Source organism: Antrihabitans stalactiti (assembly GCF_012932915.1).
Classification (GTDB): Bacteria; Actinomycetota; Actinomycetes; order Mycobacteriales; family Mycobacteriaceae; genus Antrihabitans; species Antrihabitans stalactiti.
The window spans coordinates 393,465-407,003 of sequence record NZ_VCQU01000006.1 but is presented as its reverse complement, the minus strand read 5'-3'; the positions used below and the strand labels follow the sequence as shown (position 1 = coordinate 407,003).

General features: G+C 63.2%; 12 protein-coding genes. 3 read left to right on the top strand and 9 right to left on the bottom strand.

Annotated elements, in window-relative coordinates; all coding sequences use genetic code 11:
* Window positions 1-6 precede the first annotated feature (6 nt).
* The 3 genes from dusB (at window position 7) to phoU (ending at window position 4,146) form a co-directional block, all read left to right on the top strand.
* Complete coding sequence (gene dusB / locus FGL95_RS19175; protein ID WP_169589753.1) at window positions 7-1,149, top strand: tRNA dihydrouridine synthase DusB; 1,143 nt, start codon at window positions 7-9, stop codon at window positions 1,147-1,149.
* A 141-nt stretch (window positions 1,150-1,290) separates the two neighbouring features.
* Complete coding sequence (locus tag FGL95_RS19170) at window positions 1,291-3,378, top strand: LCP family glycopolymer transferase (RefSeq protein WP_169589751.1); 2,088 nt, start codon at window positions 1,291-1,293, stop codon at window positions 3,376-3,378.
* An 87-nt stretch (window positions 3,379-3,465) separates the two neighbouring features.
* The gene (gene phoU, locus FGL95_RS19165; protein ID WP_169589750.1) at window positions 3,466-4,146 is read left to right on the top strand and encodes a phosphate signaling complex protein PhoU; all 681 of its coding nucleotides are present in this window, start codon (window positions 3,466-3,468) and stop codon (window positions 4,144-4,146) included.
* 7 nt (window positions 4,147-4,153) lie between these two features.
* Here the strand turns inward: phoU and FGL95_RS19160 are convergent, their stop codons facing one another.
* The 9 genes from FGL95_RS19160 to FGL95_RS19120 form a co-directional block, all read right to left on the bottom strand.
* Window positions 4,154-6,058, bottom strand: a complete 1,905-nt coding sequence (locus FGL95_RS19160; RefSeq protein WP_169589748.1) for a family 2A encapsulin nanocompartment cargo protein cysteine desulfurase — start codon at window positions 6,056-6,058, stop codon at window positions 4,154-4,156.
* Entirely contained in the window at window positions 6,030-6,962 is a 933-nt protein-coding gene (locus FGL95_RS19155; protein WP_169589746.1) for a family 2A encapsulin nanocompartment shell protein, read from the bottom strand. The genes FGL95_RS19160 and FGL95_RS19155 overlap by 29 nt, the downstream gene beginning before the upstream one ends.
* Window positions 6,963-7,032: 70 nt before the next feature.
* Window positions 7,033-7,725 (bottom strand): winged helix-turn-helix domain-containing protein, encoded by a 693-nt coding sequence (locus tag FGL95_RS32975; RefSeq protein WP_169589744.1) that lies wholly within the window; start codon window positions 7,723-7,725, stop codon window positions 7,033-7,035.
* 4 nt (window positions 7,726-7,729) lie between these two features.
* Window positions 7,730-8,506, bottom strand: coding sequence for a phosphate ABC transporter ATP-binding protein PstB (gene pstB, locus FGL95_RS19145; protein WP_169589742.1), 777 nt, complete (start codon window positions 8,504-8,506; stop codon window positions 7,730-7,732).
* An 18-nt stretch (window positions 8,507-8,524) separates the two neighbouring features.
* Window positions 8,525-9,424, bottom strand: a complete 900-nt coding sequence (gene pstA / locus FGL95_RS19140) for a phosphate ABC transporter permease PstA (RefSeq protein ID WP_169589741.1) — start codon at window positions 9,422-9,424, stop codon at window positions 8,525-8,527.
* Entirely contained in the window at window positions 9,421-10,392 is a 972-nt protein-coding gene (gene pstC, locus FGL95_RS19135) for a phosphate ABC transporter permease subunit PstC (RefSeq protein ID WP_169589739.1), read from the bottom strand. The genes pstA and pstC overlap by 4 nt, the downstream gene beginning before the upstream one ends.
* 94 nt (window positions 10,393-10,486) lie before the next feature.
* Window positions 10,487-11,605, bottom strand: a complete 1,119-nt coding sequence (pstS, locus tag FGL95_RS19130) for a phosphate ABC transporter substrate-binding protein PstS (RefSeq protein WP_169589737.1) — start codon at window positions 11,603-11,605, stop codon at window positions 10,487-10,489.
* A 173-nt stretch (window positions 11,606-11,778) separates the two neighbouring features.
* Window positions 11,779-12,675: a mycothiol synthase gene (gene mshD / locus FGL95_RS19125; RefSeq protein WP_169589735.1), complete on the bottom strand. Its 897-nt coding sequence runs from the start codon at window positions 12,673-12,675 to the stop codon at window positions 11,779-11,781.
* Window positions 12,676-13,446, bottom strand: a complete 771-nt coding sequence (locus tag FGL95_RS19120) for a winged helix-turn-helix domain-containing protein (protein ID WP_169589733.1) — start codon at window positions 13,444-13,446, stop codon at window positions 12,676-12,678. It abuts the gene before it with no gap.
* Window positions 13,447-13,539: the final 93 nt, after the last annotated feature.

Here is a 13,539-nt window from a genome sequence, read left to right as displayed (position 1 = left end):
AAGCATGTGAATCCCCTACGCATCGGCCAGATCGAGCTCGCCAGCCCGGTCGTGCTGGCGCCGATGGCAGGCATCACCAACGTCGCTTTTCGGACGTTGTGCCGCGAACTCGAGATCGACCGCGCGGGCAGCGTCTCCGGCCTTTACGTGTGCGAGATGGTCACCGCACGTGCACTCGTCGAACGTCAGCCTGCGACGTTGCACATGACGACGTTCGGCCCCACCGAGACGCCGCGCTCGTTGCAGCTCTACACAGTGAACCCGGACACCACCTACGACGCCGCAAAAATGATCGTCGACGAGAACATGGCCGATCACATCGACATGAACTTCGGCTGTCCCGTCCCCAAAGTCACCCGCAAGGGCGGCGGAGCGGCGCTGCCGTACAAACGGACGCTCTTCGGCCGGATCGTGGCCGCTGCTGTGAAGGCAACCGAAGGCACGCGAGTACCGGTGACCGTCAAGTTTCGAGTCGGAATCGACGACAACAACCACACTCATCTCGACGCAGGTCGAATCGCCGCCGCGGAAGGCGCCGCCGCAGTGGCGTTGCATGCCCGGACCGCCGCACAGCGATACTCCGGAACTGCCGATTGGTCACAAATCGCCGCGTTGAAGGCGCATGTGACCGATATCCCTGTGCTCGGTAACGGAGACATCTTCGCGGCCGAGGATGCAGTGCGAATGATGGCCGATACGGGCTGTGACGGCGTAGTCGTCGGCCGTGGTTGTCTCGGCCGGCCGTGGCTGTTCGCGGAACTCAGTGCGGCCCTGAACGGGACCGCCCAACCGACACCGCCGAATCTCGGTGAGGTCGTCGTGATCATGCGCAGGCACGCCGAGCTGCTCGCCGCCCATCACGGACCCGACAAAGGTCTTCGCGAATTCCGCAAGCATGTGTCCTGGTACCTGCGCGGATTCCCCGCTGGATCCGAGCTGCGGGTAGCACTCGCGCTCGTGTCGACTTTGGCCGAGTTGGACGACCTGTTGGTCCAGCTCGACCCATCGATTCCGTTCCCCAAGGACGCCGAGGGTCCGCGTGGCCGGCAGGGTTCACCGGGCACCGTGGCGCTGCCTGAAGGCTGGCTCGACGATCCCGAGGATTGTCTGGTTCCCGCAGGCGCCGACCTCATGCACAGCGGAGGATAACCGGAAATTAGCTACGTCGTCCGATTGGATGACCTACCGGCCGAGGTCACCGCATGAGGGTGGACCGCAGACGCCGAATCACTATCATTGCTGGAATCGCTGAACGCGACTTGATGGAATTCGAAAGGCAGGGTTGCTTCGGTGGGTGACGATCGGACGCCGGGCCAGCCACCGGCTGACAATCGCGCCCCGTGGGAGCGGTATTTCGTCGATCCCCCGGAGTCGTCATCGAACGAACCCCGGTCGCATGCGGCGACGCATGAAAGCCTGCTGACGAAGCTGCTTCATCCAGCGCGAGATCGCTCCGTATCGGTTTCCGATCTTGTGACCAAGTTCGGCAAGCGCGAACATCGCCCCGCCGACGAGACCGACGCAGATACCGCGAAGCTCCCCAGAATCACCGACGACGTCATCGCGAAGATGGCGGCGAACCCGTCGGCCGATCGCTCGGGAATGCACCGGGCGCCTGCGCCGCCGACACCGCCCGTGGCGATGAAGAAGCTGGCCCCTTCGACGGAACCCGCCCCGAAGCCGCCGCCGACACGTCAGCGCTCCGCAACTCCGGTCCCGCCTATACCACCCGAGCCGACCCAGACCGTCCAGGAAGCGCCCGCGACCCCGGTCGTGATTCCGCCGACCAATCCGGACGTCGCTCGACCACAGTTGACGCGGCTGGCAATGAGCCGCTTGCGCCGAAAACGCCGGGTTCGTATTGCAGGCCGTTCGATCATCGCGCTCGTCGCCATCATGTCGCTGACCTTGACCGGCTACGTCTGGTACTCGATCAAGTGGACCGACAGCAAGTTTTCCCAGGTCGCGGCGTTGGACCCCGACTCCCCCGACGTCGTCGACGCAGTTGGTCAAACGGGTGACGAGACCTACCTCATCGTCGGCACCGATACTCGTGCCGGTCAGAACGGCGAACTCGGCGCTGGAACCGACGATCAATTCGAGGGCACCGCACGCTCCGACACGGTCATGCTCGTGAACATCCCCGCCAATCGCCAGCGTGTGGTCGCAGTCTCCTTCCCGCGCGACCTGAACGTCGACCGGCCAGTGTGCCAAGGCTGGGACAACCGCACCGGCACCTATACCAACGAGACATTCGAATCGGCGCCGGACGACAAGCTGAACGCCACCTACGCGCTCGGTGGACCGAAGTGCCTGGTGAAAGTGATTCAGAAGATGTCCGGCCTGAAGATCGGCCACTTCGTCGGAATGGATTTCTCCGGGTTCGAGTCGATGGTCGACGAAGTGGGCGGGGTCGAGGTCTGCACAACACAACCGCTGGTCGACGACGAACTCGGACCGATACTCGAGAAAGCGGGCCGGCAGACGATCAGCGGCAAGACCGCCTTGAGCTACGTCCGCGCCCGAAACATCGAGTCCGAGGGCAACGGCGACTACGGCCGCATCAAACGCCAGCAGCGCTTCATCTCGTCGCTGCTGCGCTCGGCGCTGTCGAACAAGGTGCTGCTGGATCCAGGCAAGCTCAACGGGTTCATCAGCGCGTTCACCCGCGAGACCTTCGTACAGAACGTCAACACGAAGGACCTTGTCACGCTCGGACGGTCGCTGCAGAAGGTCGACGCCGGAGCGGTCACGTTCCTGACCGTGCCTACCGCAGGCACCACCGAGTGGGGCAACGAGATCCCCCGGACCGACGACATCAAAGCAATCTTCCACGCGATCATCAGCGATGATCCGTTGCCCGGCGAGGAGCGATCCGTCGAGCCCTCGACCACATCGAATCCCTCGACATCGACCTCTCCGACCACCGCAGCTCCCACGACCGAAGACCTGGCGATGGCTCCGAGCAACGTGACGTTGCAGGTATCGAACGCGTCGGGTGTTCCGGGGCTGGCCGCGTCGACCGCGTCGACGCTCGGCGCCTACGGTTTCGGCATCTACCAGGTCGACAACTACTCGGGCGAGAGTTCATCGACTGTCGTCCGCTATTCGTCCGGCCACAAGCGCGAGGCTGAGACCGTCGCTTCCTCCATCCCGGAAGCGACGATCGAAGAGACGACCGGGCTCGGCAGCATCGTCGAATTGGTCGTCGGGAGCGATTTCGCCGGGACGGTCAAGGCACCTAAGGCTGCTGGGACGCCCTTGAATTCCAGCGGGTCGACCTCATCCACGTCTGGCAGTTCGAATACATCGACGACGACGGCTGCAATTCCGTCGGACCTGGACGTCACCAACGCCGGCGACGATTCCTGTTCTTAAGCCGACGAAACGATGTGGTTCGGGATTCACTCTCCGTTCACCGCTCGTCCGTGACTTGGCACAGGCCTGGAAGTAAGGTTCCGTATCATGCGCGTTGCCTATAACGAACAAATGAACGCACTCTCGAAGATCCTCGGCGAGATGGCGGGCCTTGCCGGGTCAGCCATGGAGCGTGCCACGCAGTCGCTGCTGCAAGCCGATCTGAGCCTCGCTGAGTCCGTCATCACCGAGTACGACCAGATTGCAGCGCTCAGCCACCAAGCCGAGGAGCGGGCATTTGCGTTGCTCGCGCTGCAGGCGCCGGTAGCGGGTGACCTGCGGTCGGTGGTCAGCGGCATCCAGATCGTCGCGGACGTCGACCGCATGGGAGCACTTGCGCTGCACGTTGCCAAGATTGCGCGTCGCCGTCACCCGAACCACGCGCTGCCCGAAGAGGTCAACGGCTACTTCGCCGAGATGGGTCGCATCGCGGTCGCGCTGGGTGCCGCCGCGCAAGAGGTGCTCATCAGCCGAGATCCTGAGCGCGCGCTGCGTTTGCGCGAAGAAGACGAAGCCATGGACGACCTGCATCGCCACCTGTTCACGGTGCTCATGGACCGCAACTGGAGCCACGGCGTCGCGGCTGCAGTCGACGTGACGCTGCTCGGCCGGTTCTACGAGCGTTTCGCCGACCACGCCGTTGAGGTGGGTCGCCGTGTGGTTTTCCTCGTCACCGGAACCCTGCCGTCCGACGAAGACCACGAAATCGACCTCGCCCACGGCAGGTAAACGCCGGTCAGCGGCGCCCCGCATCAGCTGAGAGCTGGTGCAGCGCCGCGACCATCCGGTCGATCTCTTCGCACGTGTTGTAGAACGCGAACGACGGCCGGACCGTCGCTTCGAGACCGAACCTCCGCAGGATCGGCTGCGCGCAATGATGCCCCGCGCGCACTGCTATGCCCTTCTCGTTGAGGGCCTTTCCCACTTCGAGCGGTTCGTATCCGTCGAGGACGAACGAGACGACGCTCGCCTTCTGCGCGGCGGTGCCGACAAGGTGCAGGCCAGGAACCTTCTTCATCGCCGCCGTCGCATACTCGACGAGGAAATGCTCGTAGCGGGAGATGTTGTCGATTCCGATTCGCTCGACGTATTCGAGCGCAGCACCCAATCCAACGGCGTCGGCGATGTTGCCGGTCCCGGCCTCGAACCGCCCCGGCGGCGGTTGATACAGCGAACGCTCGAAGGTGACGTCGGTGATCATGTTGCCGCCGCCTTGCCACGGCGGCATGTCCGCGAGCACTTCTTCGGTGCCGTAGACGACACCGATGCCGGTGGGACCGAATATCTTGTGCCCGGAGAAGACGAAGAAGTCAGCGCCGAGAGACTGCATGTCGACCTTGGTGTGCGGAACCGACTGCGCGCCGTCGATCAGGATGCGGGCTCCCGCGCGGTGACCTTCTTCGACGATGGCGTGCACCGGCGTGACGGTCCCGAGCGCATTCGACACATGGGTGACGGACACAAGTTTGGTGCGGTCCGAGAGGAGCTTCGTGTACTCCCCCATCAGCAATTGCCCCGAATCGTCGACCGGGATCACCTTGATGACGGCGCCGGTCTCGGACGCGAGCATCTGCCACGGCACGATGTTGGCGTGGTGCTCGAGATGGGAGAGGACGATCTCGTCGCCTTCGCGAATGTTCTTGCGCCCCCACGTTTGTGCAACCAAGTTGATCGCCTCGGTCGCACCGCGAACGAAGATGATGTCTTCGGCCGACGATGCTCCGATGAAACGCGCGACGATGTCCCTGGCTCGCTCGTATGCATCCGTGGACCGCGCGGCAAGGGTGTGCGCAGCACGGTGAATGTTGCTGTTCTCGTGTTCGTAGAAGTAGCTCACGCGGTCGATCACGACCTGCGGTTTCTGCGTCGTCGCAGCGTTGTCGAACCATACGAGTGGATAGCCGTTGACTCGCTCGGACAGGATCGGGAAGTTCCGACGGACCGCGTTGACATCGATACCGGGGTGCGGATCGAGGAAGTCGACGTCGAGCGGAGGATCCGAGCTGGTGCCCAGGTCGGGCGCGTCGACGTCGGGCAGGTCGGACAGGAAGTAGAAATCGGACGAGGGTCGAGCATCGGGCTGCGCCGGGAGGACCCCGGCCAATGCGGGGATCTCTGGGGTGAACGGCAAGCCGTACTGCACCGACGACAACGGACCGCTCGGCGGGCTGTTCTGCACCGGCGGATTCGGCACGTTGTCGGGACCAGGCGTTCCACTGATGAAGTAGTACGGCGATGCGGGGGCGATATCGCGCTCCGGCGGCAGAATCGCTGCCAGCGACGGGAGTTCGGGAACGAACGGCACACCGAGGCCCGCTCCAGTTGTCGCGTGGGACGTGCCGGCCGTCGCCGACGGCGGACCGTTCGGTGGACTCACCGGCACCGCGAGCGGTGGTGAATCAAGCGGTGCATACCCGCCGCCCGGTGGCGGCGGCGCGTTCGGCACGCTGGGCTGACTCGTCGGCAGGGTCGGCTCCGCAACCCCTGGCTGGGCAACCCCGGGCGTCGCCGCTCCCGTCACCCCAGGCGAGCCCGGCAGCGCGGAAAAGAACTGGCCTGCAAGCTTGTTCAGCGTCGCTTCGTCTGGAAGCCAACTCGGCAGGCCGCCGCCGTCACTTCCGGTACTTGGGATCGTAGTCATGGAACTTGTCGACCTCCGCACCTTCGAGCAGTGCGACGGCGTCGTCGGTCAGAATGGCCAGCGAGCAATAGAGGGAAACGAGGTAGGAGGCGATCGCGCTCCGATCGATACCCATGAACTTCACAGACAGGCCCGGACTCTGCTCACCGGCAAGACCCGGCTGGAACAGGCCGACGACACCCTGACGTGACTCCCCCGTCCGGATGAGAAGGAACTTCGTCTTCCCATCCTCGACCGGCACCTTGTCCGACGGGATGATCGGAATGCCACGCCAGGTGAGGAACTGCGAGCCGAAGAGGCTCACCGTCGGCGGCGGAACACCACGTCGCGTGCACTCTCTGCCGAACGCCGCAATGCCTTCGGGATGGGTCAGAAAGAAGCCTGGCTCTTTCCATGCCTTCGCGATCATGTTGTCGAGATCGTCTGGCGTCGGCGGACCGCCAAGCGTCGTAACCTTCTGTTTGTCAGCAACATTGGCGATCAACCCGTAATCGGGGCTGTTGATGAGCTCGCCCTCTTGATGCTCTTTGATGGCCTCGATGGTGAGCCGCAACTGCTGCGCGATCTGGTCGTGCGGGCTCGAGTAGAGGTCCGACACTCTGGTGTGCACATCGAGGATGGTGTGCACGGCCTTGAGCCGGTACTCGCGCGGCGACTTCTCGTAGTCGACGAACGTTTCGGGCAACGGCGATTCGTCGAAGTTGTCGCATTGAATATCGACGGATTCGGGATGACTCACCTTGTTGACGCGGTAGATGCCCGCTTCGACCGGCACCCAATTCAGCAGGTGAACCAGCCACCGAGGGCTGATCGACTCCATCTGCGGAACGGTTTTGGTCGCATTCGCCAGGGCCCGGGCGGCGTCATCACCCAGGGCCATCGGCCGCGGTCCAGCGTTTGTCATCGGTCCACTCCTCACACCGAAGCGAAGGTGGCTCAAGATCAGCCAGAGGCAATGTTATGCCGCAACAGCCTTATGCGCATAGCGAAGGAGCCAGGCGATAGCCGACGCCTCTGATTGTCGTAATGAACTGCCCGAGTTCAGGATCCTCGCCCAACTTCACGCGCAACCGTTTGACGTGCACGGCGACAGTATTCGTGTCGGTGAGGTGTCCCCAGACCGCGTGACTGATTTCGTCCTGGTCGGCGACGCGACCTCGCCGTTCGACGAGGAAGGCCAGTAGCGCTAGCTCGCGGTTGGTCAGCGACACCTCACGACCACGGACATGCACGCGATGACCACGGCGGTCCACGCTGATCGGTCCGGCAACGAGAAGTTCTGTGGCAGAATGTGTTTCGCCCCGCGACTGCCGTCCCGCCTCGACGAACGAGGTTATCTGGCCGATGTCGTACGGCCGTTCGATCATTGCGGTCGCGCCTGCTTCGACGGCGACCCGGGCAAGGTCCTCGTCGTGCGGTCCCACACCGATGAGAATCGGCACATCGGACTGGTCTCGCACCGTGGACACGATATTCGGCGGGTCTACCACACCCAGCCGAGCCGAGAGCACGAGAACCGACGGCGGTTCCGCACCGACGGCAATCAAGACACGAGCGCCGTCGAGGCACCAATCGAGACGGATGCCCTTGCGCGCCGCCGCCGAGGTGGCAGCGGCCGCGATATCGGCGTTCGAGTCGGCGAGAAGCACCCTGCCCGCGCTGGTCACAGTTTTAGCCAAAGCGGCCGGAAATGTAGTCCTCGGTGGCCTTCTCGGTCGGATTCGAGAAGATCTTCTCGGTGTCGCCAGTTTCGATCAGCTTGCCGGGCTTTCCCGTCGCCGCGAGGTTGAAGAACGCGGTCTGGTCACTCACTCGGGCAGCCTGCTGCATGTTGTGGGTGACGATGACGATCGTGTAGTCCTTCTTCAACTCGGTGATCAGATCCTCGATCGCCAGCGTCGAGATCGGATCGAGCGCGGAGCACGGCTCGTCCATCAGCAACACATCCGGCGATACGGCGATCGCGCGTGCGATGCACAGCCGCTGCTGCTGACCGCCGGACAAACCACCGCCCGGCTTGTCCAGTCGGTCCTTGACCTCGTTCCAGAGGTTCGCGCCGCGCAGCGACCGCTCGGCAACCTCGTTGAGACGCTTCTTGTTGCGCTCACCGAGCAGTTTCAGCCCTGCGATGACGTTGTCGCGAATCGACATGGTGGGGAAAGGGTTCGGCCGCTGAAACACCATGCCGATGGTTCGGCGGACACCGACGGGATCGACAGAAGAGCCGTAGATGTCTTCACCGTCGAGCATGATCGAGCCCTGAACGCGCGCGCCCGGGGTCACCTCGTGCATGCGGTTGATCGACCGCAGGACAGTGGACTTGCCGCAGCCGGACGGTCCGATGAGTGCCATGACGCTGCGAGGTTGCACCGAAAGGCTGACCGACTCGACGGCGTGGAAATTGCCGTAGAAGATGTCGAGATCTTTGATATCGATTCTTTTGACCATGTCAGTTCCTGTTCGGTATCAACGCTTCGCCGAGAGAAGGCGCGTAGCAACGGCGGCAAGGATATTGAGAAACGCGATCACGATGATCAAAGTGAGAGCAGCGCCCCACACGCGCATCTGTCCGGCATGTTCGGGGTTGCCCAATTCGCTGTAGATCATCAGCGGCAACGACGCCATGTTGCCGTCGAAAAGGTCGTAGTTGATCGATCGGCTGTTCCCGACCAGGACGAGCACAGGGGCGGTCTCGCCCATGATCCGGGCGAGCGCCAACAGGATGCCGCTGATGATTCCAGGCATCGCCGTCGGGAGCACCACTCGCACAATCGTCTTCCATTTGGGAATGCCCAACGCGTACGACGCTTCGCGCAACTCGTCCGGCACCAGCTTGAGCATTTCCTCGGTGCTGCGAATGACGACCGGCAGCATCAAGAGCACCAGGGCGAGCGATACCGCGAAGGCACTCTGCGGCATCCCGAAGGTCGCAATCCACAGCGCAAACACGAACAACGCGGCGACGATGGACGGCACGCCCGCCAGGACGTCGACCATGAAGGTTGTCGTCTTCGCCAGTGGTCCGCGACCGTATTCGACGAGGTAGATCGCGGCCATGATGCCTAGTGGCACAGCGATGATTGCCGCCATTCCCGCCTGGACCAAGGTGCCGTACAGCGCGTGATAGATACCGCCGGCGAATTGCTCGGGGAGGATGCCCTTCAACGACTTGGTCCACCAGCCGCTGGAAGTGACAGCCTCGAAGCCCTTTTCGATCACGGTGTAGAGCAGCCACAGCAGCGGCACCAAGGCGATGAGGAACGACGTCACGAACAGCGATGACGCGATGTTGTTCTTGATCCGACGGCTGGTGCTCACGTTCTTGAACGTGGGCGCCTTGACCGGCTGATCCAACAATGTGCTCATGAATTGACCTTCCCGCCCGCGATCGTGCGAGCCAGCGCGTTGACCACGAACGTCAGCGCAAACAACACGAAGCCGGCCGCAATGTAGGCACCGGTCGGGAGCGGCGAGGTGAACTCGGAGGCAGCCGAAGCGATCTTCGAAGCGAACGTGTAGCCACCGTCGAACAGCGACCAGTGACCGGCCTTCGCCGCGGACCGCAGGATGATGAGGATCGCAATAGTCTCACCGAGTGCTCGGCCGAGTCCCAGCATCGAGGCAGCGATGATGCCGCTGCGCCCGAACGGCAGCACAGTCATCCGCACTACTTCCCACTTCGTGGCGCCCAGAGCTTGGGCGGCCTCGATCTGGGAAACGGGAGTTTGGCGGAACACTTCACGAGTCACCGAGGTGATGATCGGCAGGATCATCACGGCGAGCACGATGCCCGCGGTGAACGTGGTGCCGCCACCTTCCGGTGAGACGTTTCCGTCGGAGAACAGAAACAGCCACCCGAGTTTGGTGTTGAGGAACGTCGCAATCGGCTCGAGTTGCGGAGCGAGGATGAAGATTCCCCACAACCCGTAGACGATCGACGGAACCGCTGCCAGCAAGTCGATGATGGCGCTGAACGGCTTCGACAACCGGGCCGGAGCGTAATGCGTGAGAAAGATTGCGATTCCCAATGCAATCGGCACCGCGATCGCCAACGCGAACAGCGAACTCAAAACCGTCACTTGGAACAGGTCGGCAATTCCGAAATTGAGATTGTCGTCCTTGGCAATGAATTCGTGGCTGGTGAAGAAGTTCGCGTTGTTCGCCCGAATGGACGGCCATGCGCGCACGAAGAGGAAGAGCGCGATCAGCGCAATTGCTGCGACGATCGTCGCACCGGCCGCCGTCGACAACGACTTGAAGATCTTGTCGCCGACGCGGCCCGTACTCCGGTCACTGAGCTTCGACGAGCGAATCGACCCGGTATCAGTAGCCATACGAGAAGTATCTCCGCCCGACCGCGGGTCCGTCTTGTCAGACGGACCCGCGGTGCGGGTTACCTCGGGGGGTTGAACGGACATGTGCGTTCGATCAGGAAATCGCGTTGACGGCTGTGGTCAGCTTGTCTTTGAACGCTGCGGGGATCGGGATGTATCCGTTGCCTTCCAGTCCGTTCTGGCCTGCACCGATGGTCGACTGCAGGAACGCCTTGACGGCCTTACCGACCTCTGCGTCCGGGTACTTCGAGCACACGACCTCATAGGTCGGGAGCACGATCGGGTACGCGCCCGGCTCGGAAGGCTTGTAGAACGACGAGGTGTCGAGCACGAGGTCGTTGCCGGTGCCCTTGATCTTCGCCGTGGCGATGGCCTTACCGACCGTGTCGACGCTGATCTCGACGGGATCCGGACCTGCGGAGGTCACGATCTTGGCGATCGCGAGGCTTTGCGACTTCGCGAAGGACCACTCGTTGTACGTGATGGCGCCCTTCGTGGACTTGATGGCAGCTGAGGTGCCTTCGTTGCCCTTCGCGCCTTCGCCGACGCCGCCGTTGAAGACCTTGCCCGCGCCCTTGCCCCAGGAACCGTCCGACGCCTTGTCGAGGTACTTCTGGAAGTTGTCGGTGGTGCCCGACTCGTCGTTGCGGTAGATGACGCGGATGTCGTCACCCGGCAGCGATGCGTCCTTGTTCAGCGCCTTGATCGCGGGGTCGTCCCACTTGGTGATGCCACCGTTGAAGATCTTGCCCAGGGTCGGTCCGTCGAGGACCAGGCTCTTCACGCCGTCGACGTTGTAGGTGACTGCGATGGGGCCGAACACCGTCGGGAGGTTCCACGCCTCGCTGGCGCAACGCTCCTTGGCCTTCTCGACCTCGCCCTTTTCGGCGTTCAGCGGGGAGTCGGTGCCGCCGATGTCGGTCTGCTTGCCGATGAACTCGGTGACACCTGCGCCCGAGCCGTTCGACGTGTAGTTCAAAGTCTTGCCGCTGCAAGCGTCTTCGTACGCCTTGATGAAGCGGGTCATCGCGTTGGCCTGGGCGGACGAACCGCTGGCCTTCAGGGAGTCCTTGCCGCCGCAGTCCACCTTGGTCGTGGGCGCGTTCGCGGTCGAGTCGGAAGAGGATGAGTTGTCGTCACTGCCACACGCAGAAAGCAAGAGGGCACTCGCAGCCAGCAGGCTGAACGCCGTGCTGGATCGTTTGAGCTTCACGTAGCTCCTTCGAAAATCGAGGTGGTTCACGCGAACGCTCCACCTGTGAGACCGAGTAGCGGAGAGTTTCCGCCGAGCAACCGTTAGCCGCTCGGGGGTTGAACCTAGGGAGCCGTTATGAACGCGCGGCCCAAAGAGAATGAACGGAAGATGAATCCATCGTCGGAGAAAAACTACTCCGCGCTACGCCCGTAAGCCACGTCGACGTGAAAAGTATCGAATCCGAGGCGGCGATACGTGTGCACGGCCGCCGTGTTGTCCGCCTCGGTATAGAGGAGCACCTCATCGAGCGACCGGCCATGCAGATAATGCAAGCCTGCCAGGGTCAATGCCCTACCGAGCCCCATCCCCTGTGTCGACGGGTCGATCGCGACGACGTAGACCTCTCCGATGGGCTGGGCGGTCTCGGTGTGCACCTTGGTCCAGTGGAAGCCGACCATTCGGCCGTCGGCATCGACCGCGATGAAAAGGCCGTTCGGGTCGAACCACGCGGCGGCGCGCCGGGAGGCAACATCGGCCTCGGTCCAGCCGCCCTGCTCGGGGTGCCAATCGAATGCCGCATTGTTGACCCGGAGCAGCTCGGCGTCGTCGTCCGGACCGTTGTAGGTGCGAATCGAAATACCTTCGGCAACACTGATTTCAGGGAGTGGGTCGGCCAGGGACCGGCGCATCTGCAGTAGCTCTCGTGCGACGACGAGACCTTGCCGCTCGGCGACGGCGCGGGCAGCCGGGAGGTTGCCGTGGGCCCAGACACGCGCTCCCGCACCACCTTCCGACAATGCAGCCGAGACGAGGTCGGTTCCGATTCCCCGGCCCCGGTACTCCGGTTCGACCACGATCTCTGCCATCGGCGGGTGAGTGTCCGTCCCGTCGACCAGGTTGGCATAGGCGACGATTCGGGAATCCGCTTCGACGACAGCGTGTCGCGCAACAGAATTCTCGCGCAGCGACAAGACGACCTGCTCCGAAACGGGCGCCGTCTCGTCTACCGCCGTTGCCGCACTGATGATTTCGTCGATACGGTCTGCAGACTCGGCATCGAGCCCGGCAACCCAGGTGGCGTTGGACACCTAGACGGCCGAGCCGTTCGCGGGTGCATATTCGTGGCCGTCCTGGTCGTCGATGTCGTCGTAATCGTCGTTCGCGACAACAGGATCGGCCTTGCCTGCGCTACGACTCGGACGCACTGCCTTATAACCCACGTTGCGGACCGTACCGATCAGCGCCTCGTACTCCGGGCCCAGCTTCGCGCGAAGTCGCCGAACGTGGACGTCGACGGTCCGGGTGCCGCCGAAGAAGTCGTATCCCCAGACTTCCTGCAGCAACTGCGCACGTGTGAACACGCGACCGGCATGCTGCGCGAGGTACTTGAGCAGCTCGAATTCCTTGTACGTGAGGTCGAGCGGGCGACCCCGCAACCTGGCGGTATAGGTGCCTTCGTCGATGACCAGCTCACCGAGCGTGATCTTGCCCGTGTTCTCGGGGCTCGCGATTCCGCCGTTGCGCCCGACCAACAGACGTAACCGCGCATCCAGCTCGGCCGGACCGGTACCCGGCAACAAGATGTCGTCGAGCCCCCAATCCGCGTTCACGGCGACGAGGCCGCCTTCGGTCAGGACTGCGACGACAGGAACCGCCGATCCGGTGGTTCCCAACAGGCGACACAAACCCCGTGCGGCGGCCAGATCGATGCGCGCATCCACGAGGGCAATGTCGGCCGTCCCGGCCTCGAGCAGTGACGACACCTCGGTCGGCGCGGGGCGCACGGTATGTGCAAGCAACGCCAGCGAGGGCAGCACCGACTCGGGATTGGGGTCGGAGGTAAGAAGGAGCAGCTCCACGGACCCTCCCAAATAGCCATGGCAGTGCCGTACGCAGCTGCGCCGATGTGACAGACACTTGTACTTTGGGTGACAGACTAGCGCGCCGAGCAA